Genomic DNA, 23,427 nt, shown 5'->3' with positions numbered 1-23,427 from the left:
GGTAAAGGAAAAATTACAGTTATATGAAGCATAAAAAGTATGATATTTAAATCTTAGTATAATGTCTATTGCCTTTGAATTTACTATGGCTATTCGCTATTTGCGAGCAAAGAATTCTAGATTTTGCTCTATAATGGCCTTGTTTTCTATTATTGGTATTGCTCTTGGAGTTGCAACGCTAATAGTAGTAATGTCTGTAATGAATGGGTTCAGAGTAAAGCTGCTCGACTCTGTACTTGGCATTAATGGCCATATTAATGTTTACTTTGATAGAAGCATAAATTCAGATTACCACGCAGTGTTAAAATCTATTGAGAAAATCCCAGGTGTATTAAAAGCTACTTCTATGACCAATGATCAAGTGATCGTTGCAGCAAATGGTGGAATTGTGGGTAGCGTAGTCCGTGGTGTGTCAACTAAAGACTTACATAATAACACTACCGTTAAGAATAATGTAATTATGGGTAACGTGGAAAAATTCGATGAAGGTATCATAGTAGGGGCAAGATTAGCAGAAGCTTTGAATATTGATTATGGTGATAACATTATTCTTATATCACCTGAAGGATTTGACGCACTGTCTGGTGAAATACCAAAAATGAAAGAATATAAAGTTGTAGCAATATTTGATATGGGTATGTTTGAGTACGACAATACCTTAATGTATATGCCCATAAAGTCAGCTCAAGCTTTTTTTAATTATAAAGATAATGTGAGAAATATAGAAGTGTTTGTAGATGATATTGCTATGGCTAATAAGCTAGCAAACGCTATAGCAAAAGAAACAGGAATGAGAGCTGAAAGTTGGCAATCTCAGCAAAGCCATTATGTTAATGCTTTAAAGACTGAAAGAAATGTGATGTTTTTAATTCTCACTTTAATTATAGTTGTAGCAGCATTCAATATTGTTTCAAGTTTGATGATGATAGTGCAAGAAAAGAAATCTGCAATTGCAATTATGCGTACATTTGGTGCAACAAGCGGAAGCATTATGCGCATATTTTGTGCTTGTGGATTGCTCATTGGTTTTACAGGAACTTGTCTTGGCTCTATTATAGGGGTTGTTTTTTCTCTCAATATTGAAAATATTAGAGTGTTTTTAGAAAACATTACCAACATCAAGCTATTTGATCCTATGATATACTTTTTTTCAAGTTTGCCAGTGATATTAGTTTCTCAAGATGTATTGAACATTTCTGCACTTGCATTGTTCTTGTCATTTTTAGCAACAATTCCTCCTGCATTGCAGGCAGCTGCGCAAGATCCAGCGGAGATATTACGTTATGAATGATACTCGAAAAAAATGCATAGGTTGGTTCTTAATTATATTGTTATTTGTTAGCCATATTGCAATAAATAACATAATATTTTTCAAAATAAATCAGCAAGAAAGTGAAAATAGTATAAATGGTTTAACGGAAAAGATGGATGAACTTAGAGTATTGCTTGAAGTTAATCAATCTAGAGTAGAGAAAAGGATATTTGACTTAAAGAGAAATCTGCACACTCAATGTGAGCAAGGTGATGATAGTTTAAGGCATAAGAACCTCGCAAAGTTGCTGCTACTTGTGATTAAGATGAAGAATTCGTTATTGCGAGAAGCCAAGTTTGATAATCATATAAATTCAATAAAGCCTTTGATATCAGAGCTTGACGATCCAGAAATAGAAAATGCAGTAAATGAACTAGAAAATTTGAAAGAAGTAGATACTTTACACGAGTTAAAATTCTCTTTTGAGAAGAATATTACTGTTATTAACTACAATAAAAGTACATTGTTAAAAAAAATCATTTCAAATTGGATAAAAATAGATAATCAAGATGACCCACTTAAGGTAAAATTTGCAGAAATTGAAGAATCAATAAGCGATAATGATTGGCAAAGCATAGCGACTATAATAGGCGACTTAACACATCCAGAGTTCAAGTTATGGCTTAATAAATTGAATGGTTTTATTGTAGCTTCTAAGAATACGTCAACAATATATCATCATTTATTACAATACATCTCATGATTTATTTTATAATTTTTGCTTTTTCGTTTTTATTTGGCATGTGGATCAAGGTAAGTGGTGAAGTAATAAAACTGGAATTAGGCAATTACACTATAAGTGTTGATCTATATTTCGTTATTCTTGCTTGCGTAGTCTTATTATTTTTATTGATTGCAGTTGCACGTTTTTGTTCTTCTATTTCATCAACATTTGCTAACATAAAAAATAGAAGAAGAAGTAGGGAAGAATTGCTTCTCTTTGAAGCTTTCTTTAGCTTAGACTTAGGTAATATAGAGAACACCAATAAGCTAATTAAAAATCTAAATGAAGAAGGCGATAAATTATCTTTAGTAAAGCTCTTTAACGCAGGTAAAACGGGAAATTACAGCTTTTTTAGTCATAGTTTGATGAGTATTGCAAGTAAAAATCGTAATTTAGCTCTACTTCTGGTTAATAAACTGATTATTCACCTAAAGCAAGAAAGGTCCGTCTTTCGAAAATTCATAGAATATTGCTCTAGTTCAATTAATGATAGAATTCTGTCTATTCCCCTTCAAATAGAAAATTGTGTATTGCAAGAAGATTGGGTTAATGCAATTTCGAGATTAAAGGAAGCCATTAAGTTCAATATCTTTCTTCCCTTTGATTCCAAGAAAATGTTGGCAGTTTTTTATTGTGCTTTAGCAAAGCAATACGAAAGTAAAGGAAATTTTAAAGAGGCTATAAAGTCCTTACTTAGAGCACAAGGTTGCTGTACAGCTTTTCAGCCCATCAATTACTTAAAAGTAGAATTATATATTAAACTTGGAAGAATCAAAAAAGCTTTTGCAGTGCTGGAAGAAGAGTATGCAGTAAATCCTACGCCTCAGTCAGCTAGAATGTATATCAAATTAAATAGTAAAGGCGCTGAAAGACTATATAACTTACGCCCTGATTATTATTTTAGTTATTGCTTGCTTGCTTTGTCTTCAATTAGTTTAGGGAAATATGATCTTGCAAGTCAGCATTTAGATATTGCTATGAAAAAAGCTAATTACATATCAATCTACCTTGTTATGGTACAGCTCAAGATTATGCTACAAGAGTATGATCAAGCAATTTACTGGCTAAACAAGATGGACTCAGAAGCTGTTCCTGATCCAAGTTGGAAATGTACTGGTTGTAATAGAGAGCTAAAGCAATGGGATTATAAGTGTTCGAGCTGCAATAATTTTGATTGTATATACAATCAAGCTTTATAGTAAAATACTCTTGTTAATTATTAAGAAAGGCCAATTCCATATTAAAAAAACTTGTTTTTAGACATTACCAGTTATATATTTTAATAAATTGGAGTTGTATACGAAATGAAGAGCTTGAAGGAATTATCCTTAAGAATTAAGAATATTAAATCTGTACAGAAAACTACGAAAATAATGCAAATGGTTTCTGCAGCAAAATTATTACAAAGCCAAAAGAAATTATCAAATTCAAAATTGCATATATCTAAGCTGCATAGCATTATTTCTTCACTAGCGCTATCAGCGGATCAAGAGTTACTAGCAAGAATTCTAAATATTAATAATGAAGATTCTTTCCTAGTATTTACTATTGCATCTGATCGTGGTTTATGTGGCAGCCTTAACTCCTCTGTTGTTAAATTCAGCCAGGAGCATATAAACAAATTAATTGCAAATGATAAGAAAGTAGACATTGTTTTTTTTGGTAAGAAAGCTTTTGAGACAGGCAAAAATAGATTTAATTCTAAAAATATCTTGAAGGTTGAAAATAGTAAGGGAATCACACTAAAGCGTGTGGAAGCCTTGGTTAGTGATATAGATCTAAGTAAATACAATAAAGTTAAGGTTTTTTACAGTAAATTCTATAATACCTTCATGCAAAAGCCAATATTAGAAACAATAAAACCATGGAGTAAAGACTCATTATTAATTGATAATTCTATAGTTAGTCCTCTAACAGATTACAGCTATGAGTATGAACCACAAAATATTGAGTTTATTTTAAAATCTTTGACTCAAGATTATGTTACAGCTGCTCTTTATTCTGCTTTACTTGAAAGTGCAGCAAGTGAAAATAGTGCTAGGATGGTTGCTATGGAATCAGCAAACAGAAATACAAAAGAAATGCTAAATAAACTAGCATTACTTTATAATCGTTCTCGTCAAGCAGCAATTACAACTGATTTGATTGAAGTTATAGGTGGTGCAGAATCTTTATAGAAACTCAAGGAATGAAAAATGAATATATTAAATATTGCAGCAGATATCACTAAACTAATAAAAAAGCAGAATCAAGACGCAGAAGTTACAATATATGAAACTAATAAGACCTCGGTTTCTCAGCGTCTATCAAAAATTGAACAAATATCACAATCTAAAAACTGTACTGTCGGAATTAGAGCTATAGCAGGTAAGAACAAAGCTGCGTATATTTCCACAAACGATTTGAATAATCTTAGTAGTGCAGTGAGCCAAGTGGTGGAAATGGCAAAGAATGCCCAGGAAGATCCTTATATTAGTTTTGCTGTAGATGGCAGTAATTATATCTCTTCTGCAGATTTAAATATCTCAGATAATAATGTTGTAACAATTGATAAATTAAAAGAAATTACTGAAGCTACAGAAAATTCAGCTCTTGCACATAAAAATATTATTAATTCCGAAGGAGCTTCATCTTCACATACTTCAGTAAATACAGTATTATCAACCGTTTCTGGTTTTGTTGGTTCATTTAGTAAGTCAACTTTTGTTAATCAGGTTTCTGTTGTTGCTGGAGAAAAGAGTGAAATGAAAATAGGCTACGATTACGATGTAGCATGCAACTTCAGTGATTTAAAAACACCGGAGTCAATAGGGAAAGAAGCAGCAAAAAGAGCAATAGATCAATTGGATTCATGTACAATCAGGACAGGCAAATTTCCGGTTGTTTTTGAAAAAAGAGCAGCAAAAGAGCTAGTAAAGAGCTTTGCTTCTGCCATAAATGGTAGCAATATTGTAAATAATAGCTCTTTTTTGAGAAATAGTTTAAATACTCAAATTTTTAATACTGAGATTAACATTATTGATGACCCATTGTTACCAAGGGGTATAACATCAAGACCGTTTGACGGGGAAGGAATAATGAGCAGAAGAAATGAATTTGTAAAAAATGGAGTACTGCAAAACTGGATTTTAGATCTATATTCGGCTAGGAAATTAAACTTGGAAACGACCGCAAATGCAACTCGTGCAAGTAATGCTGCAATTATTCCTTCAGCTAGTAATTTCTATTTCAAAAATGGTAATAGATCATTTAAGGAATTAATTGAAGAAGTAAAAGAAGGAGTATATATAACTGATTTATTTGGTTTTGGTGTTAATTTAATCAATGGCGATTATAGTCAAGGTGCATGCGGATTTTTTATAGAAAATGGTAAAATAACGTATCCAATACACGAGATTACTGTTGCCGACAATTTGAAAAATATGTTTAGCAATTTAGTTGTTGCAAATGACCTAACTTTCTGTGGGCAGTTTAATTCACCAACGATTAAAGTTAGCGAAATGACAGTAGCAGGTTCACTTAGTGATTAAAAATTTTAGTTGCATTAAGTACAATAATTGTGTACTATTACTATGTAATGTTAAGAATAGACTATGGAGTATAGAAGTTTAGTTGCAATAACTAAGCTTAAAGCATTCTAAATCGTAATTTCAAAGTTTTTCATCACATTAATAATATTAGTTAGTAGTTTAGGAGTTATCCATATGGAATTTGGTAATATAAAATGGTTTAATGTTGAAAAAGGCTATGGTTTCATCAAGCCAGAAGGTAAGGGTGAGGACGTTTTTGTACATGTTAGTACATTAGAACGTTCAGGAATAAGACCTGATTCACTTCGAGGAGAGGATAAAAAGAGAGGAATGAAAGGGGAAAGAGTAAGTTATGAGCTTAAAGAAGAGCGTGGTAGGAACGGAGAAGATAAAAAGTCTGCAATAAATTTAAGATTGGAAGATTAGTCTATCGTGAAGCTTTTTAATAGGGTAATGTATTGTGAATAATTTTCATGAAATGGGGCTTCCAACTTTGCTTAGGCAAGCTCTAAGTAAAAATAATCTTTGTGTTCCAACCCCGATTCAGGTGCAAGCGATTCCTCTAGCTCTTCAGGGCAAAGATATTCTTGGGTCTGCTCAAACGGGAACTGGAAAAACCTTAGCATTTGCTATTCCACTGGTTGCTAAATTGCTGAATGAGCCAAGCATTGGTTCAGCTTTAGTCATCGTGCCAACCAGAGAGCTTGCTCATCAGGTAACAAATGAGATAAGAAAACTCTTATCTCAAAATTCTGTACTAAGAGTCGCTTTGTTGATTGGAGGTGAGCCTATTTTTAGGCAGCTAAATCAGCTTCAGAAAAAACCACAAATCATAATAGGTACTCCTGGTCGTATTATAGACCATATTGAGCGTAAAACTTTAGTTACTCGGAATGTTAGTATTCTTGTGCTTGATGAGACGGATCGTATGTTTGATATGGGCTTTGGAATTCAGATTGAAGAAATTATGAAGCATTTGCCTAAAATAAGGCAAACTCTTATGTTTTCTGCAACTCTTCCTGGAGAAATAGTAAAACTTACTGAAAAATATCTTAATCAACCAGAGCGTGTTTCTGTTGATTGTCAGGCTACAACTTCTGCAAAAATTAAGCAAGAAATTGTTTATGCATCAGAATCAGAAAAATATGGAAAACTTGTTACACAATTATGTCAGCGCAAAGGATCGATCATTATTTTTGTCAAAACAAAGCGAGGAGCGGATCAGCTAGCTGACAAATTGCACAAAGATGACTATAGCGCTTTGGCAATTCATGGTGATTTAAGGCAGCACAAGCGTGAAAGAGTCATTAATTCTTTTCGTCGTGGCCGCAATCAAATCATGGTTGCAACAGATGTTGCTTCTCGCGGCCTTGATATTCCGCACATTCAACATGTTATCAATTATGATGTACCACAATCGCAAGCTGATTATGTTCATCGTATAGGTAGAACTGCACGTGCGGGAGCTGAAGGATTTGCATTATCTTTTGTTACACCTCAAGATAAGAGAAGACTGCCTGCACTAGCAGATAAAGAAGGAGAGCCAAATTTTGATTGTAGTATGCAATCTCAAAAATGTAACAGCAAAAAGATCTTTAAAAGGCCAAGTACGTTAAAGGCTAAATACGGTAGAAAAAAGATCAATGTATTTAAGAAGAAAAGCAGAGTACTAGAAAAAGCGTATTAATGTACTTAACTATTCTTCTATTCTTTAAAAGCTCCAGTAAACTTGCTGCAAAGCGAAGTGATTGGAAGATGGTAGAAAGAATATATAGCTAGCCCAAATTAGATTTACCTACAATTTGATAATCTTAATTCTGCTGCTTATAACGTTTTGAGATTATCACAACGGTATAATGTTAGGCTGTGTGGACTATAATCTGTAGCTTCATTCAATTTGGCTACAACGATCTGCTAGATTTCAGTTTTTTTAATAATTGTGTGCTACTAATTATATATAAATTTACACTTTTAAAGAGAATAGATGATTTCTAAAAATTTAGAGGCAAGTTTAAATAGAGCGTTACAGATTGCTTCTGATTGTAAGCTTAAATATGCAAAAGTGGAACATTTGTTGCTAGCATTAACCAAAGATGTGGATGTAAATTATGTTTTATCAAGATGTAACATCAGAGCTGGTGAAATCATAAATATAGATAATATTATATTAAGGAATGATCATGGTAATAATACAAAAAGTTTTTTACAAGACAACTCCGACTTAACTGTCAATAAAGTTGAGCCTGATGTGCTATTTCAACGCATAATACATAAAGCCATGATACGAGCTCATCGTTTGGGAAGAAAAGAAATAAATGGAGCAAGTATTCTATTAGAGATTCTGTCTGAGCAAGATTTATACATTGAAGAGCTATTACGCAAACAGAATGCAAAGGATTCTAATTTGATTTATAACATATCCAATATAAAATATTCAGGTGATATAGAAGAATATGTAACTAATCGCAAGATAAAACTTGATAAGAATAACGATATCTCTACTGTAGCAAATAAAGGTGAATTATTAAAAGATGAAGAAGTTCTACAAAATTATTGTAGAAATTTAAATGATTATGCAAGAAGCAAAAAAATAGATTATGTCATTGGTCGTGATTATGAATTAAATCGCACTATAGAAATCTTACTAAGACGCAGAAAAAATAACCCTTTATATGTCGGAGAACCAGGTGTTGGTAAAACAACAATAGTTGAAGGCTTGGTATTGAAAATTATTGAAGGTAGTGTTCCGAGTGCACTGAGATCCAGCATAATTTATGCTTTGGATTTAGGATCACTTCTTGCAGGAACACGCTATAGAGGTGACTTCGAAGAGAGAATAAAATCTATAATAAAAGTAATTGAGGCAAAACCTGGCGCTATTCTTTTCATTGATGAAATACACACTATTATTGGAGCGGGTTCAACAAGTGGCAGCTTTCTTGATGCTGGCAATCTGCTTAAACCTGCACTTGCAAGAGGTGCATTGCGTTGTATAGGTGCAACTACATATAGAGAATATAGCAATAGCTTTGAAAAGGATAAAGCATTAGCAAGGAGGTTTCAAAAAATTAGTGTAAAAGAGTCTTCTATTAATGATACAGTAAAGATACTAGATGGTATAAAGCATTACTATGAAAGGTATCATGGAGTATATTACACGAAACATGCCATTAAATCTGCAGCTGAACTTTCACACAAGTATATTACTGGTCGAATATTACCTGATAAAGCAGTTGATGTTATAGATGAAGCGGGGGCATATTGTAAGTTACAAAAAAACAGGCGAAAAGTTATAAACAGTAGAGACATTAAGAGTACTATCGCTAGGATTACAAACGTACCTTGCGGGTTTGATGATATGCAAAGAGTAAAATCTTTGAAAGAAAATCTCAATAGGGCCATTTTTGGTCAAGAGCAAGCGATAGAGTTTCTCGTTAATTCTATTAAAATTGCTAAATCTGGTCTGAGAAGTTACAATAAACCCTTGGCAAAGTATCTTTTTGCAGGGCCAACTGGTGTAGGTAAGACTGAGCTTGCGAAGCAACTAGCACAAAATATGGGTATGAACCTTATTCGGTTTGATATGTCTGAGTATATGGAACCTCACACAATATCTAGAATGATTGGTTCCCCTCCTGGATATGTGGGTTACGACCAAGGTGGATTGCTTACAGAATCTGTATCTAATAATCAATATAGCGTAGTACTTCTTGATGAAATTGAGAAAGCTCATAGTGATATTTATAATATATTACTACAAATCATGGATTATGGGTGTGTTACAGACACTTACGGACGTAAAGTTAATTTTTCTAATACAATTTTAATTATGACAACCAACGCAGGATCATTTGAACGTAGCAAGAATTCTGTTGGCTTTGGATATAAAAACTTTAATACTAGTGACAGCGAAAAAGCAATGGAACGGATTTTTAGTCCTGAATTTCGTAATCGCTTAGATGCAGTTATTTCTTTTTCTGACTTAAATACGGATGTCATTTTGCACATTGTGGATAAATTTATTCAGGAATTGAAAAAACAACTTATGCAAAAGGGCATAAGCTGCTCAGTTGAAGAAGAAGTAAAATCTTATCTTGCACAAACGGGTTATAGTAAAGAAATGGGAGCACGTCCAATAGAGAGGCTGATTGAAAAAGAGATAAAAGTTCATTTAGCTGAAGAAATATTGAATCGTCGATTAATTAAAGGAAAGAAATTAAGGATTTATGTTGGTAAACACGGAATTGCTTTTGATATAGTTTAAATTCTTGCTTGAGTATTAAATTTGTAGTATAGTCACTATCTTTTAATGAGGCTATAGTGGCAAGTTTAACCAGAAATCAATATTACAGTAATCAAAATTTACGGAATTTATTTTCAAGGCTGGGAATAGAAGCGGAAGAAGTAATAAGCCAGGAGTTTGATGATGTACTTAAGTTAGTTGAGCGGCGCTTTAGAAAAGCTTCATTAAAATGTCACCCTGATAAAGTAATAGGAGAGAAAGAAAAAAAGCAGCTGAAGAAAAGTTTAAAAAACTTAGTGCAGATAAAGATAAGCTAGAGCAATATCTTAATGCTTTAAAAGCAGGAAGAACTCCTGGCATATCTATATCATTACAGCAAGAAGTGCGGGAAAAACAAAGGAGAATCAATGAGATTCTATTGCGTAGAGAGAAAGCTGTAAATAGGGCAGTTTTATTTTTTATATTAGCGAATGTGGTACTTAATTCATCACATAAGGTCGAATATTGCTTATCACAGCTTGCTAGTAGTGGCAAAGTGCAGAGTGTTGCTTATAAATTTTATGTTTTCAGTACAGGAATTTGGCCATGGTTATTTATTATATCCTTTTGTAGTATTATTTATGCAGCAAGTAAACAAAGAGGTTCACAAGAAGAAGGTCTGGATAGGTTAAATCGGAGATACAATCTACTCATTGCTGCTGATAATTATGTGATATGTATTGCAGCAGCGTTTGCTGTGTTCAGTTTAGTGTCGGAAATTGCACAAAAGGGCTGGCCTGCTCAATATGGAACGATGCTGATGGTTAATTTAGTATTAGATTTATTGCTTTACTTAGGACTTTTGTGAAAGCATCTGAACTATATAGTAAACACTGCATCCAGCGTTTATACGAAGAAGATGCAGAATTTAGCTACAAGGAAAAATTTGCATGGTATGATTACAAATTAGTACTTATGCCGCTCGTTCTTCCTATTGTTAAAATGTATTTTGAAGATTTGATTCAAGAAAAACCACAACAGCATACTACTGATCCTAAAGTTACACCTTTAAATATAGGCGTAGGAACAAGAGCATAAAAAGGTCTTTGCTTCAACTATAGTTTTTGCTACACTTTGAGTAAATTTGAAGATATTAATGAGTGAAGAAGTAAAACAAATCCTAAGTTACTACGAAAGTGAAAACCCTGGAGTAAAAACGAATCTTACTCGCATTCTTATGCATGGGAAACTTGGTGGAACTGGCAAGTTAGTAATTCTCCCTGTAGATCAGGGATTTGAGCACGGACCAATAAAAAGTTTTGAAGTTAACCCTGATGCTTACGATCCACATTATCATTTTCAGCTTGCAGTTGATTCAGGAGTAAGTGCATACGCTGCTCCGCTTGGTATGATCGAAGCTGGTGCTTCAACTTATGCTGGAATGCTACCACTTATTTTGAAGCTTAATAGCGCTAACTCTTTGCACTCAAAAAGCTTAACTTCAGATCAAGCAATAACTTCCTCTGTAAAAGATGCTCTACGTTTGGGCTGCGTGGCTGTTGGGTTTACTATATATCCTGGTTCTGCTAAGTGTTTTGATATGATGGAAGAAGCTCGCAAAATTATAGCTGAGGCTAAATCTTGTGGCCTTGCTGTAGTGCTATGGTCTTATCCACGTGGTGAAGGGATTTCAAAAGAAGGTGAAACAGCAGTTGATGTCATTGCTTATGCTGCGCATATAGCGGCTTTGCTTGGTGCCAACATAATAAAAGTAAAACTTCCAACTAACCACTTGGAAAAAGAAAAAATAGAAAATATTGAATCATTATTCAAAAGAATTAAATATATTAAAAAGTCTTGCTTTGCAGGAAAAAGAATAGTGGTTTTTTCTGGTGGTGAATCAAAGTCAGTGGATGATATATACAATGAGGCAAAAGAAATTAAGCAAGGTGGTGGTAATGGTTCAATTATCGGGCGCAACACTTTCCAAAGAAAAAAAGAGGATGCTTTATCTATGCTAAAAGATATAATTAATATCTACACATAAAAAAATGGCTGGGTGGCAGAATGGCTTATGCGGAGGACTGCAAATCCTTTTATACCGGTTCAATTCCGGTCCCGGCCTCTTACTCCAATTAGATCGTTTTTTCTTCTGAAATTTTAACAAGAAGTGTGGCTTTTAATGAAATATTTAAAAAAATAAGATACTATATTCAAAATATAAGCAGTAAAATGCCAAAGAGACTAATGAAAGTTTTATTATTGATTGGTTTGCCCTTCTTGCTTACCAGTTGCACTTTTCACTATTTATTAAAGAGCTCATATACTCATCTTGCACCAGAAAAGTACCCTTCATCCAATAAACAGCCAGTTTACGTCGGTACAGCTTACAGTGCACAGACTATATATAATGCGTTATTTAATGACTTTCTGTTAATAGGTAAGTCATCATTCACAGCTAAACATAGGCGTGCTAGTCAATATATCAATTATGGAAGAGAAGTTGGAGCAGATGTGATAATTGTATCATTTCAAAATATGCAAAAGGATAAAGAGCATTTTAGCATCACAGAACAACTATTATGGGATACAAGCTTAACAACATTTCATACAAGGACCATTGTAAACTTTGATCAGAACGTACTCTTTCTAAAAAAGGTAGGTGATGCAAAAGCTCCATGGGAATATGTCAAAGGAGAGTTCGAGCTTTACGAAGAAAACGATACTGATCCATATCTAGGGAATTGGGTAGGGTATAGAATGTGCAAGATTGCAATATATTCTTCAGAAGATGAATATTTAGGATTTGTAAATGAAGATGATTGTAAGGAAAAATCTGGAATAAATAAGATGCTTGCTTGGGAGAATGGGGATATAAGGTTGCGGATTAAAAAACAATCAAAACAGGGATTTTATTTAAATCGAAATAAGATTCCTATACTAATAAAATCTCAAATTAACAAATTTGGCTACCTAGAATTACTAGATAAAAATACTGATCAAGTTGTAGTTTACCTTCAGAAAAATTAGTTTTTACTACTTATAGAAACTATATACTTGCTATTTTGATAAACTTCACTTTAATCAGCTTTCTACGTTATTCTTGTTGCATGGTAAAAAATAAACTAAAAATAAGCAAAGTGTTTTGCAAATGATATTACGTAATTTATTGTTTTTACTTCCGCCTGAAATTGCTCACTACTTGGTAATAACGGCGTTAAAAAAGATGCCCTGTAGGAAACATATAGAACTACCGAAATCTTTAAATGCAAACTTTTTTGGTAATAAAATTAGGAGTCCTGTAGGTCTTGCCGCAGGTTTTGATAAAAATGCGGAAGTTATAAAGCCCATGCTCTCATTTGGTTTTGGATTTATTGAGGCTGGTACTGTAACTAAATATCCCCAATATGGAAACAAAAAACCGAGAATTTTTCGATTAATTAAAGATGAAGGAATAATTAATAGATTGGGATTCAATAATAAAGGGGTGGACTATTTTCTTAAGCAGATAAGTGAAACTAAGCTTGATAATTGCATTTTTGGCATCAATATAGGAAAAAACAGTACATCAAAGGACCAAATCAGCGATTATGTTGACTTAATAAAGATAGTATATGGAAAGAGCAATTATATAGTACTGAACATCTCATCCCCAAATACACCTAACTTGCGTGATTTACACAACAAACAAGAATTATCCAAGTTGTTGAAGTCTATTACTCTAACCAAAAAATCAATTGATAGCTCTGAATCGATACCGATAATATTAAAAATTTCTCCAGATATAGATCAGCAAACAAAAGAAAATATCGCTGAGCTTGTACTAGAATATAAAATTGACGGCTTAATAGTGAGCAACACTACGATAAGTCGAGATTCTTACTATAATGAGAGTGGTGGGTTGAGCGGCAGGCCATTATTTCAACTTTCAACCGAGTTATTGAGTGACATGTATAAGCTTACTAAAAGCAGAATTCTATTGATAGGATGCGGAGGAATTTCAAGTGGTGTTGATGCATATGAAAAAATAAAGGCAGGAGCCTCTTTAGTACAACTGTACACTGCTCTTGTATACCAAGGGCATCAAGTTGTGAACAAAATCAACCTGGAACTTGCGGAATTGGTAAGAAGAGATGGATTTAGTAATGTTACTGAAGCAGTGGGTTGTATACATTAGACTGTACATTTTGGAAGTTATGGATATTGTCTTAGTGAAATAGAGCTAACTTTTTAGTGTAGAGGTATGATAGAGAGTGTTTTTCTATTGAATGATTAGTATGAGAATTTTGAGCGATACAATATCTAAAGTTATTAATTATAAATTTACAGATTATGCAATATTAGAAGAGGCATTAACCCACCCAAGCGTAAATAAGAGAAATAGCGAAGACCAGGTTGTAAGCTACGAAAGGCTAGAGTTTTTGGGCGATAGTGTTTTGAATATGGTTGTATCTGTTATGCTGTTTAAAATGTTTCCTGAAGAAAAAGAAGGAGCATTGGCAAAAAGAAAAACGGATTTAGTTTGTGGCAGTACCATTGCTAATGTTGCTAAAGAAATAGAGTTAGGTAACTTTATTATCATGAATAATAGTGAACGTTGTAACGGAGGAAAATGTAACTTAAAAAATTTAGAAAATTCGCTTGAAGCACTAATAGGTGCAATTTATATTGACGGTGGACTTGAGAGTGTTGAGAAATTTATTATCCGACATTGGGAAAAGCTAGCTAAGGACATCCTCGATCCTCCTCAAGATCCTAAAACTTCACTGCAAGAATGGACTCAGAGAAATAAATTACCTTTACCAAAGTATGAGCTTGTAAAACAAACTGGACCAGCACACAATCCTGAATTTACTATATCAGTTTGCATAGAGAGTTATGACAAAGTTTCTGCATGCGCTCCTAGTAAGAAAATTGCTGAACAAAAAGCTGCTGAGTTGATGCTAGAAAAAATTAAAAAAACGACTTAGTTTAATCAAAATAGCCGTTAGCATAAATTTAAAGTAAGCTAAGCTCTTTAGTTTAGCTTACATATTTTTTTATCTCAGCCAGAATCTTATCAGATTGACTTTCATCTGAATTTAAATCAGCTACAAAGTGTGTGACATATTTTCCTTCAGGGCTAATAAGGTATATAATTGAAGAATGGTTAATTTCCTCTTCTCCATCTACTTTACTTGCATATACTTTATACTTTGTAACTACTTCATCTATTTTTTGTCTTTCACCAGTTAGCATTTGTATTCTATGGTCAAATTGCTGATGAAATTCTTTAAGCCTTTCTGTGTTATCGCGCTCAGGATCAACTGTGATAAAAAATGTTTGTAGCTTATTGTCAGTTTTCTTATCTAACTTTGCAAGTGTTTCTGAAATTATTCCGAGATTCATAGGGCAAATTCTTTTGCATGAGGAAAATCCGAAAAAAATCATCATATACTTATTTTTAAAATCACTACTGCGTACTATTTGTCCGTCTTGATTGATCAAAGAAAAATCTCCACCTACCTTAATTTCTGTATTTTGTGAAATAAATATACCTTGCTTAGTAAAATAACAATAACCTAAGAAGATAGCTGCTACTGTTATTAGCAAACTAGACAATAACCTTATAAACTTTATCATTAAAGCGTTTCCAATAAAGTTAAATCATATATTGATTAGTTGATTGATTCAATATATTCCTTCCAAAGTGGGTTGTTAATTTTATCTAACAATTTCTTATGCTCATCAATTTCTTTACTACTTGGTGAATGTTCTCTGCGAGCTAAATTACGCACTTTATGTTGAATAAACGTAGAGTTATTGTCCTGAGCACATTCATTATTAAATAAAAAGGTTTGCAATCCTCCTGTAAGCTCAACATAGACCTTTGCAAGCAATTGAGCATCAACTAATGCTCCATGCAATTCTCTACCTTCCAACGATATATCAAAACGTTTACATAATGCATTTAAAGAAGCAGGTGATCCTACAAACTTTTTTCTTGCAAGTGGTAATGTATCTAGCACTCTATCTGAGGAAATTAACCCAGCATTTAACTTGCCTAACTCCATATTAAGGAACTTAACATCGAATTCAGCATTATGAATCACCAAAATGTCATTGGATATGAAGTCAAGAAATTCAAGTGCAACATCTGAGAATAGTGGTTTATCTTCCAAAAATTCCTCACTAATACCATGAATCTTAAATGAGTGGTAAGGTATATCTCTTTCTGGATTGAGATATCGATGAAATGTTTTACCTGTTGGAATACGATTAATTAGTTCTACACATCCTATCTCAATAATTCGATGGCCAGATTTAGTATCAAGACCTGTAGTTTCAGTATCAAGTACTATTTCTCGTAGTCTACTTTCCATCAGTTGTCATTTGTTGTTAAATTTTTATCAGTACTTGCCTTCTTATAGTTAATAGAAACAAGTAACCAAGTTAGATCTGATGAATTAATATTTTTTTTGAATTGCCATACATCTTCAACTTTGTTAATAGTAGACATGCTACCTGATGTGATGTTTCCTTCATTATTCTTAACGAAGTTAATTTGCTCTGAAAGGAAATATACTGCAATAAATATTACGTTTTTTACTAACTTTATTTCTAAGATCTTTTGTGAAACGATAGAAACAATTATGGACTCATGTGTCTCTTTACGATGTTTAATCTTATCCACAAAACTGTTATATAAGTCTTTGTCCAGAAGGGATTTTAATTGAGGTAAATTTCCTTGGTTAAAATATTTTATTATTAATTCAAAAGCTATGCTTGAACCTTCTATAAAATTGGAAATAGAAAACTCTTTGTTTTTTTGTAATATTTGTTCATAAGTAGCTTCTATTGAACTTTTGTCGTTGCTATAAATATAATCTTCGATATTTTCTACCACATCTTCTTTACTTTGACTTACATCCAATACACCTGTTAGCTTTTTTAGGTTGAGACTGGCTGATCTTCCTAAGGAATTATATAAGCGTGAAAAAATAAACGCCGCTAGTAAAGCATATATTACAAGCTCTATCATGGTAACTTAACTCCTTGATATATAAAGTATCTAAATATTATTAATTATTGATAAAAATATGTTTTTCATATTAACCTATAGTTAGGTTTACTATTCATTTGTAAATGAATATATTATATAAGAAAGTATTAAAAATCTCAACTTAATTAAAGGAGACGTAAGAAATGTCACAACACAAAATGAAAATTCATGGTCAGTATGTCAAAGATTTTTCGTTTGAGAATCCAAATTCGCCATTCCTTCCTTCTAGTAAAGCTCCTGATATTAATGTAATGGTTAATATTAATTCAGCAAAATTAGAAGGAACAGAAAATAAAAAAGGAATAAGTGAAGAAAAGCCTTTTCATGAAATTACTTTGCATATAGAAGCCAAAGCAACGGTAAAAGATGAAGATGTAAAAGATGATATAGCTTTCATTTGCGAGGTAAAGTATTGCGGTATTTTTTCAATAGAAAACTTTACAGAGCTAAGTGAAGAAGAGGTGAGACAAGCTTTATTTATTGGTGGACCTACTTTTCTTTTCCCTTTTGCAAGAGAAATAATTGCAAGAACTACAAGTAGTGGTGGGTTTCCTCCACTTATGCTAGATCCTATAGATTTTGAAACTATGTATCAGCAGCAAAGTCAACAACAAAAAAGTAGCGCTAGTAATTCCAATTTTAACTAATACAGGATGAACAATTCTTTAAATGCAAAGACGACTTTAAATATTGATGGAAGGTTATATAACTACTTTAATCTAAGTAACGCTGGTAAATTCTTAGGAGTAAATTTAACCAAATTGCCTTGTTCACTCAAGGTATTGCTTGAAAATTTATTGCGCAACGAAGATGGAGTAAGCGTTAAATTAGATGACATAAAGATATTAGCAAATTGCGTCAAGAAACACATTAATCACGAAATTAGCTACAAGCCAGCAAGGGTTTTGATGCAGGATTTCACAGGAGTTCCTGCTGTCGTTGACTTAGCTTCAATGCGTAATTATGTGAAGAAAAACGGAGGTAACTCCAGCAAAATAAATCCATCTGTACCTGTTGATCTTGTGATCGATCACTCTGTTCAAGTAGATAGTTACGGAAGCACTTCTGCATTTGGTAAAAACGTTGCACTGGAAGTAAAAAGAAATTTGGAGAGGTATCAATTCTTAAAATGGGGAGAGTCATCCTTCACAAATTTTAGAGTAGTGCCACCAGGTACTGGAATTTGCCACCAAGTGAATCTTGAATATTTAGCGCAAGTTGTATGTAACGATAGCGGAGTTCTATATCCAGATACCTTAGTCGGTACAGATAGTCACACTACTATGGTAAATGGTTTATCGGTTCTTGGTTGGGGTGTTGGTGGAATAGAAGCTGAGTCTGTGATGCTTGGTCAACCAATTAGTATGGTAATTCCAGAAGTAGTAGGATTTAAATTAATAGGAAGACTTTCAGAGGGAGTAACAGCAACTGATCTAGTGCTAACGATTACTAATATCCTGAGAACAAAAGGCGTTGTTGGCAGATTTGTGGAATTTTATGGTGATGGCTTAGATCGTTTATCTTTGGCAGATAGAGCAACCATAGCTAATATGGCTCCAGAGTATGGTGCAACTTGTGGATTCTTTCCAATTGATCAGAAGACACTAGATTATTTAAACTTAACCGGAAGGCCAAAAGAGTTGATTAAATTAGTTGAAGTCTATGCAAAAGAACAAGGGCTGTGGCGTAGTAATGAAGAATTGGCGTTCTTTGACACACTGAAGCTTGATTTATCGAGCGTAGAGCCAGTAATGGCCGGTCCAAAAAGACCGCAAGATAAGGTTTTTCTTTCGCAAGTGGCAGAATCTTTTTCTAAATCATTTTCAGTTAATGAGTCAGAGGAAGGCGATAAACTCCAAGATGGAAGTGTAGTTATTGCAGCAATAACAAGCTGCACTAATACTTCAAACCCAAGCGTAATGATTGCTGCTGGACTTGTAGCGCGTAATGCAGTCAACCTTGGATTAAAATCAAAGCCTTGGGTTAAAACTTCTCTTGCTCCAGGGTCACAAGTTGTAACAGAATATTTAGAAAAATCAGGGTTACAGGAAGATCTAAATGCTTTGGGTTTTAATTTGGTTGGGTATGGCTGTACAACTTGTATTGGAAACTCCGGTCCGCTTAATGAAGATATAGAAAGTGATATTAAGGATAAAAACTTGACTGTTGCAGCAGTTTTATCCGGTAATCGTAACTTTGAAGGAAGAATCCATCCTTTAGTCAAAGCTAATTACTTGGCATCTCCGCCACTTGTTGTTGTGTATGTACTTGCAGGTACTGTACAAATTGACCTGACAAAAGATCCTATATGCAAAGATAAGAATGGAAGTGATGTTTATCTCAAAGATATATGGCCAACAAATAATGAAGTTGAGAGCTGTGTTAAAAGTGTTGTGACGCGTGAAATGTTCATACAAAAGTATAAGGATGTTTTTTTTGGTGATGAGCATTGGCAAAAGATAAAGTGTGAGAAAAGTGAAATCTATGATTGGGACGCGAAAAGCACTTATATACAAAACCCTCCCTATTTTGATAATTTATCGACTAAGAACAATAAAAGCAACATAGTTGATATAAAGAATGCGCAAATACTAGCGATGTTTGGCGATAGCGTTACTACCGACCACATTTCCCCTGCTGGAAATATTGCCTTAAATAGTCCTGCAGGCATATATTTAAAAGGTCTTGGAGTTGAACCGCAAGATTTCAATTCATATGGATCTCGCCGCGGTAACCACAACGTAATGATGCGTGGAACCTTTGCTAATATCAGAATAAGAAATAAAATGGTGAGCGCTGAGGGTGGCTATACAAAACATATTCCTTCTCAAGAAACTATGTCAATTTTTGATGCAGCAATGCAATATAAAAGAGAAGCTGTCCCATTAGTTGTCATTGCAGGAAAAGAATATGGTACAGGTTCAAGTAGGGATTGGGCAGCAAAGGGTACTGCATTACTGGGAATTAAAGCTGTGATTGCAGAAAGTTTTGAACGCATACATAGGTCCAATTTGGTCGGTATGGGTGTTCTTCCACTTGCATTTCAGGATGGAGTAACGAGAAAGATATTTGATAGTAGTGAGATAGTGAGCATAAAAGGTGAAGTAGTACCAAATGGAAATCTAGAATGTATCATTAAAAGAAAGGATGATTCAGAGCAATCCATTCAACTCAAGTGCTGTGTACAAACTGCAACTGAGGTTAAGTACTTGATGAGTGGTGGAGTGTTGAGCTATATACTTGCGCAGTCCTTTTGAGCTATCACAGTCATTAACTAGGTTTTTGAATCGATTTTGGCTCTTTATTTAAATAATAATTTATTCGATGCAAAGTTATGATATAATCTTACCTTACATATGGTAAAGGGTGTTTTGTAGATAATTATGATCAGTTCTATACAAGAACCTAACGCATTACGAAAACGATTGCAGGCATTTTATCGTGCTGATGAAAAAAGTCACGTACGTTATCTTGTAGAAAAATCAGAACTTTCGGCTGATTCAAAAAACATAGTTTACAATATTGCAAAACAAATTGTCGAAAAGATTAGAGGTAGTAAATTAGGCATTATAGATTCTTTTATACAACAGTACTCACTTTCTAATGATGAAGGAGTAGCGCTAATGTGTCTTGCTGAATCATTACTTAGAATACCAGATGATTACACAATAGATGAGTTGATCAAAGATAAAATTGCCAACCAAGAATGGAATAAACACTTGGGGCGTTCCTTTTCATTGTTTGTTAATGCTTCTACATGGAGTTTAATTATAGGAAGCAGTATATTAAGAAACAATGAAGAGGATTCAAAATTCTATCACATAATTTCCAGGTTATTGAAAAATTTAGGAGAGCCAATAATTCGCAAAGCGGTGAAACAAGCAATATCCATTCTTGGCAAGCATTTTATTGTTGGAGGAACTATAGAAAAAGCATTGGAAAGTGTGAAATCAGATGACTACAGTAAGTATTTATGCTCTTTTGATATGCTTGGTGAATCTGCTTGCACAGTTGAGGATGCGGAAGAGTATTTTAATTTATACATGCATGCAATAAAAGCCATAGGTGAATCTGCTGACATAAATGATTGCTTTAAATCTCAGGGGGTTTCAATCAAATTGTCTTCGCTGCACTCACGTTATGAATTTAGCCAATTTGATAATATGGCTGAAGAACTGAGAACTAAAGTACTGGAACTTTGTCATGAAGCAAAAAAGTATAATATTTCATTGTGTATAGATGCAGAAGAATCAGAAAGGCTTGAGATGTCGCTCATGTTATTTGAACAGTTGCGTCTTGATGAGTCACTTTCTGAGTGGGAAGGGCTTGGTCTAGCTGTGCAAGCGTATCAAAAACGTGCTTTGTCTGTTCTTGATTTTGTTGAAGATGTTGCCATTCGATCAAAGCATAAGGTTATGGTGAGACTTGTGAAAGGAGCATATTGGGACTCAGAAATCAAGCGCACACAAGAATTAGGGTTAATTGATTATCCGGTGTTTACTAGAAAAAGCCACACAGATGTATGCTACCTTGCCTGTGCACAGAAACTTTTAAGCAAAGAGAATCACTTTTATCCATGTTTTGGAACTCATAATGCTTATACTTTTGCTACTATAATAGAGCTTGCCGATAAAAATCATCCTGGATTTGAGTTTCAGTGCTTACATGGAATGGGTAAAAGTTTGTATGATTATGCAATTTCAGAACTTGCAACAAGCATCAATTGTCGTATATATGCACCAGTTGGTAAACATAGTGATTTATTGCCATACCTTATTAGGCGCCTTCTTGAAAATGGAGCTAATAGTTCGTTTGTCAATCAAGTAAATGATTCTGACGTTAAAATTGAAGAATTAGTCTCAGATCCGTTAGAAAAAGTAAAAAGCTTAGAATATGAGCCTCATCCAAGCATTCCGTTGCCACGAGATATTTTTGGAGAGGAAAGAAAAAACTCCTTGGGAATGGATATTAGCGATTCAATTGTAGTTTCACAATTTGCAAATGATGTAAGGGAATTTAGTGAAAAGAAATGGCAAGTTGGCCCAATAATTGATGGAGAGTCATTTCTTGACAGTGCGGAATTTACCGAAGTAGTGAATCCTGCACATTTGGAAAATGTAATTGGAGAAGTGTCAAGTGCAACAAGTGCTCAGGCTTTAAATGCTCTTGAAATAGCACATAGTGCTTTTACTAAGTGGCAGAATGTTTCAGCAGGAGAGCGCGCTAAATGCCTTGAAAAAGCTGCAGATTTGCTTGAGGAAAGGATGAAAGAGTTAATTTATATTCTGATTGTAGAAGCAGGAAAAATTTTATCCGATGCAATAGCAGAAGTAAGAGAGGCAATCGACTTTTTGCGCTATTATGCAATGATAGCAAAAAATGAACTGAATGACTGGAAAAAATTGCCAGGTCCAACAGGTGAAGATAACTTCATCTTTTTTGAAGGCAGAGGAGTTTTCTTATGCATATCACCGTGGAATTTTCCACTCGCTATCTTCATTGGACAGGTTTCAGCTGCACTTGCAGCAGGTAATGCAGTGCTGGCAAAACCGGCAGAGCAAACGCCGATTATTGCTTATGAAGCCGTTAAGATACTACACGAAGCTGGAATACCAAAAAATGTGCTACACCTTGTTCCAGGGGATGGTTGGTATTTAGGTAAAACGTTAGTACCAGATAATAGAATTTCCGGTGTAGCTTTTACTGGTTCAACGCAAACTGCTCAAACAATTAATCGAATGCTTGCTAGCAGAGATGGTCCTATTGTGCCACTTATCGCTGAGACTGGTGGATTAAATGCTATGATTGTTGATAGTTCTGCTCTTTTAGAGCAGGTAACTAAGGATGTTTTAATTTCTGCATTTCGCAGTGGCGGTCAACGTTGTTCTGCTCTCAGAGTGCTATTTATTCAAGAAGATATAGCAGAAAAACAGATAAAAATGATATGCAATGCAGCTCAAGAACTAAAGATAGGTGACCCAATACAACTGAGCACAGATATTGGTCCAATAATTGACAAAGCATCTATTGATATGCTCACTAAACATACGGAAAAAATATCAAGGGATGAAGATTCAAACCTTTTGTCCAAGGTACCCATGGATACAAATTCTTATAATGGTTATTTCTTTCCTCCGTACATTTATGAGATACAAAAAATTTCGCAATTAAAGCAAGAAGTGTTTGGGCCTATTTTACATATCATACGTTTTGATAAGTCGCAGTTAAATGAAGTTATAAGTGATATAAATAATACAGGATATGGACTTACGTTTTCTTTGCAAAGCCGTGTACAAAGTCAGATCGATTTAATAAGCAAGAAAATATCAGTTGGAAATGTATACATCAATCGCAATCAAATAGGTGCAGCAGTTGGAATACAACCATTTGGTGGTAGAGGACTGTCAGGTACCGGACCAAAAGCTGGTGGTCCTAATTATCTGCAACGTTTTTCTATAGAAAAGGTTGTAAGTGTCAACACTACAGCATGTGGCGGTAACATTACACTTGCGTGTTTGGATTGATTTGCAATTTCTAAATTGGAAGTCCGTGCAGTTGTGTATGCAGTACTAAAACCTAAAACTCATATACTGAAAG

Annotated in this window: 21 protein-coding genes and 1 tRNA gene; 19 read left to right on the top strand and 3 right to left on the bottom strand. The window is 34.0% G+C overall.

Annotated features, from left to right (window positions below):
- Positions 1 to 61: 61 nt before the first annotated feature.
- The 16 genes from ABWU64_RS05290 to rnc all read left to right on the top strand — a co-directional run bounded on the left by ABWU64_RS05290 (position 62) and on the right by rnc (position 14,758).
- Positions 62 to 1,291 (top strand): lipoprotein-releasing ABC transporter permease subunit, encoded by a 1,230-nt coding sequence (locus ABWU64_RS05290; protein WP_353279474.1) that lies wholly within the window; start codon positions 62 to 64, stop codon positions 1,289 to 1,291.
- A complete protein-coding gene (locus ABWU64_RS05285) occupies positions 1,284 to 2,015 on the top strand; it encodes a hypothetical protein (protein ID WP_353279473.1) in 732 nt (243 codons plus the stop codon). The genes ABWU64_RS05290 and ABWU64_RS05285 overlap by 8 nt, the downstream gene beginning before the upstream one ends.
- The gene (locus tag ABWU64_RS05280; protein WP_353274550.1) at positions 2,012 to 3,235 is read left to right on the top strand and encodes a tetratricopeptide repeat protein; all 1,224 of its coding nucleotides are present in this window, start codon (positions 2,012 to 2,014) and stop codon (positions 3,233 to 3,235) included. Before ABWU64_RS05285 ends, ABWU64_RS05280 begins: the two co-directional genes overlap by 4 nt.
- A 105-nt stretch (positions 3,236 to 3,340) precedes the next feature.
- On the top strand, positions 3,341 to 4,213 hold the full coding sequence (gene atpG / locus ABWU64_RS05275; protein WP_353279472.1) for an ATP synthase F1 subunit gamma: 873 nt from the start codon (positions 3,341 to 3,343) through the stop codon (positions 4,211 to 4,213).
- 18 nt (positions 4,214 to 4,231) lie between these two features.
- On the top strand, positions 4,232 to 5,566 hold the full coding sequence (locus tag ABWU64_RS05270; protein WP_353279471.1) for a TldD/PmbA family protein: 1,335 nt from the start codon (positions 4,232 to 4,234) through the stop codon (positions 5,564 to 5,566).
- Positions 5,567 to 5,740: 174 nt separating this feature from the next.
- Positions 5,741 to 5,992: a cold-shock protein gene (locus ABWU64_RS05265; protein ID WP_015588193.1), complete on the top strand. Its 252-nt coding sequence runs from the start codon at positions 5,741 to 5,743 to the stop codon at positions 5,990 to 5,992.
- A 34-nt stretch (positions 5,993 to 6,026) separates the two neighbouring features.
- Complete coding sequence (locus ABWU64_RS05260) at positions 6,027 to 7,253, top strand: DEAD/DEAH box helicase (RefSeq protein ID WP_353279470.1); 1,227 nt, start codon at positions 6,027 to 6,029, stop codon at positions 7,251 to 7,253.
- Positions 7,254 to 7,550: 297 nt separating this feature from the next.
- Positions 7,551 to 9,830 (top strand): AAA family ATPase, encoded by a 2,280-nt coding sequence (locus ABWU64_RS05255; protein ID WP_341815713.1) that lies wholly within the window; start codon positions 7,551 to 7,553, stop codon positions 9,828 to 9,830.
- Between the two features lie 56 nt (positions 9,831 to 9,886).
- Complete coding sequence (locus tag ABWU64_RS05250) at positions 9,887 to 10,126, top strand: hypothetical protein (RefSeq protein WP_353279469.1); 240 nt, start codon at positions 9,887 to 9,889, stop codon at positions 10,124 to 10,126.
- A 65-nt stretch (positions 10,127 to 10,191) separates the two neighbouring features.
- Positions 10,192 to 10,656 (top strand): hypothetical protein, encoded by a 465-nt coding sequence (locus ABWU64_RS05245; protein ID WP_353279468.1) that lies wholly within the window; start codon positions 10,192 to 10,194, stop codon positions 10,654 to 10,656.
- On the top strand, positions 10,653 to 10,886 hold the full coding sequence (locus ABWU64_RS05240) for a hypothetical protein (RefSeq protein WP_353279467.1): 234 nt from the start codon (positions 10,653 to 10,655) through the stop codon (positions 10,884 to 10,886). The genes ABWU64_RS05245 and ABWU64_RS05240 overlap by 4 nt, the downstream gene beginning before the upstream one ends.
- A gap of 58 nt (positions 10,887 to 10,944) precedes the next feature.
- Positions 10,945 to 11,835 carry a class I fructose-bisphosphate aldolase gene (locus tag ABWU64_RS05235; RefSeq protein WP_341815715.1) on the top strand — a complete coding sequence of 297 codons (891 nt, stop codon included), beginning with the start codon at positions 10,945 to 10,947 and terminating at the stop codon, positions 11,833 to 11,835.
- 6 nt (positions 11,836 to 11,841) lie between these two features.
- Positions 11,842 to 11,913 (top strand) — tRNA-Cys (locus tag ABWU64_RS05230).
- 107 nt (positions 11,914 to 12,020) lie between these two features.
- Positions 12,021 to 12,818, top strand: coding sequence for a hypothetical protein (locus tag ABWU64_RS05225; RefSeq protein ID WP_353279466.1), 798 nt, complete (start codon positions 12,021 to 12,023; stop codon positions 12,816 to 12,818).
- A gap of 121 nt (positions 12,819 to 12,939) precedes the next feature.
- A complete protein-coding gene (locus ABWU64_RS05220; RefSeq protein ID WP_015588199.1) occupies positions 12,940 to 13,965 on the top strand; it encodes a quinone-dependent dihydroorotate dehydrogenase in 1,026 nt (341 codons plus the stop codon).
- Between the two features lie 100 nt (positions 13,966 to 14,065).
- Positions 14,066 to 14,758, top strand: coding sequence for a ribonuclease III (gene rnc, locus ABWU64_RS05215; RefSeq protein WP_041581511.1), 693 nt, complete (start codon positions 14,066 to 14,068; stop codon positions 14,756 to 14,758).
- Between the two features lie 52 nt (positions 14,759 to 14,810).
- Here rnc and ABWU64_RS05210 read toward each other — a convergent pair whose 3' ends face one another.
- From ABWU64_RS05210 to ABWU64_RS05200, 3 genes are read right to left on the bottom strand one after another with little or no spacing between them, the layout of a single operon-like run.
- Positions 14,811 to 15,410, bottom strand: a complete 600-nt coding sequence (locus ABWU64_RS05210; RefSeq protein ID WP_353279465.1) for an SCO family protein — start codon at positions 15,408 to 15,410, stop codon at positions 14,811 to 14,813.
- A 35-nt stretch (positions 15,411 to 15,445) separates the two neighbouring features.
- Positions 15,446 to 16,150: a DNA polymerase III subunit epsilon gene (gene dnaQ, locus ABWU64_RS05205; protein ID WP_015588202.1), complete on the bottom strand. Its 705-nt coding sequence runs from the start codon at positions 16,148 to 16,150 to the stop codon at positions 15,446 to 15,448.
- A complete protein-coding gene (locus tag ABWU64_RS05200) occupies positions 16,150 to 16,809 on the bottom strand; it encodes a Tim44/TimA family putative adaptor protein (RefSeq protein ID WP_341815717.1) in 660 nt (219 codons plus the stop codon). Before ABWU64_RS05200 ends, dnaQ begins: the two co-directional genes overlap by 1 nt.
- Before the next feature lie 164 nt (positions 16,810 to 16,973).
- Here ABWU64_RS05200 and secB point away from each other — a divergent pair, with 164 nt between their 5' ends.
- From secB to putA, 3 genes are all read left to right on the top strand, one after another.
- On the top strand, positions 16,974 to 17,477 hold the full coding sequence (gene secB, locus ABWU64_RS05195; RefSeq protein ID WP_007302467.1) for a protein-export chaperone SecB: 504 nt from the start codon (positions 16,974 to 16,976) through the stop codon (positions 17,475 to 17,477).
- A 6-nt stretch (positions 17,478 to 17,483) separates the two neighbouring features.
- On the top strand, positions 17,484 to 20,087 hold the full coding sequence (gene acnA / locus ABWU64_RS05190; protein ID WP_353279464.1) for an aconitate hydratase AcnA: 2,604 nt from the start codon (positions 17,484 to 17,486) through the stop codon (positions 20,085 to 20,087).
- Between the two features lie 126 nt (positions 20,088 to 20,213).
- Positions 20,214 to 23,354, top strand: coding sequence for a bifunctional proline dehydrogenase/L-glutamate gamma-semialdehyde dehydrogenase PutA (gene putA / locus ABWU64_RS05185; protein WP_353279463.1), 3,141 nt, complete (start codon positions 20,214 to 20,216; stop codon positions 23,352 to 23,354).
- The last annotated feature ends 73 nt before the right edge of the window (positions 23,355 to 23,427 follow it).

It is taken from the genome of Wolbachia endosymbiont (group B) of Xanthorhoe designata (assembly GCF_964028585.1).
GTDB lineage: Bacteria > Pseudomonadota > Alphaproteobacteria > Rickettsiales > Anaplasmataceae > Wolbachia.
The sequence above is the reverse complement of the archived record's forward strand: the minus strand, read 5'-3'. Positions and strand labels throughout refer to the sequence as shown.

Coding starts and splice junctions, on each gene's coding strand:
- secB (WP_007302467.1), top strand. CDS start 16,974: ATGTCACAACACAAAATGAAAATTCATGGTCAGTATGTCAAAGATTTT.
- ABWU64_RS05225 (WP_353279466.1), top strand. CDS start 12,021: ATGCCAAAGAGACTAATGAAAGTTTTATTATTGATTGGTTTGCCCTTC.
- ABWU64_RS05285 (WP_353279473.1), top strand. CDS start 1,284: ATGAATGATACTCGAAAAAAATGCATAGGTTGGTTCTTAATTATATTG.
- ABWU64_RS05200 (WP_341815717.1), bottom strand. CDS start 16,809: ATGATAGAGCTTGTAATATATGCTTTACTAGCGGCGTTTATTTTTTCA.
- ABWU64_RS05210 (WP_353279465.1), bottom strand. CDS start 15,410: ATGATAAAGTTTATAAGGTTATTGTCTAGTTTGCTAATAACAGTAGCA.
- ABWU64_RS05235 (WP_341815715.1), top strand. CDS start 10,945: ATGAGTGAAGAAGTAAAACAAATCCTAAGTTACTACGAAAGTGAAAAC.
- rnc (WP_041581511.1), top strand. CDS start 14,066: ATGAGAATTTTGAGCGATACAATATCTAAAGTTATTAATTATAAATTT.
- ABWU64_RS05290 (WP_353279474.1), top strand. CDS start 62: ATGTCTATTGCCTTTGAATTTACTATGGCTATTCGCTATTTGCGAGCA.
- putA (WP_353279463.1), top strand. CDS start 20,214: ATGATCAGTTCTATACAAGAACCTAACGCATTACGAAAACGATTGCAG.
- ABWU64_RS05280 (WP_353274550.1), top strand. CDS start 2,012: ATGATTTATTTTATAATTTTTGCTTTTTCGTTTTTATTTGGCATGTGG.
- ABWU64_RS05255 (WP_341815713.1), top strand. CDS start 7,551: ATGATTTCTAAAAATTTAGAGGCAAGTTTAAATAGAGCGTTACAGATT.
- ABWU64_RS05270 (WP_353279471.1), top strand. CDS start 4,232: ATGAATATATTAAATATTGCAGCAGATATCACTAAACTAATAAAAAAG.
- atpG (WP_353279472.1), top strand. CDS start 3,341: ATGAAGAGCTTGAAGGAATTATCCTTAAGAATTAAGAATATTAAATCT.
- ABWU64_RS05265 (WP_015588193.1), top strand. CDS start 5,741: ATGGAATTTGGTAATATAAAATGGTTTAATGTTGAAAAAGGCTATGGT.
- acnA (WP_353279464.1), top strand. CDS start 17,484: ATGAACAATTCTTTAAATGCAAAGACGACTTTAAATATTGATGGAAGG.
- dnaQ (WP_015588202.1), bottom strand. CDS start 16,150: ATGGAAAGTAGACTACGAGAAATAGTACTTGATACTGAAACTACAGGT.
- ABWU64_RS05220 (WP_015588199.1), top strand. CDS start 12,940: ATGATATTACGTAATTTATTGTTTTTACTTCCGCCTGAAATTGCTCAC.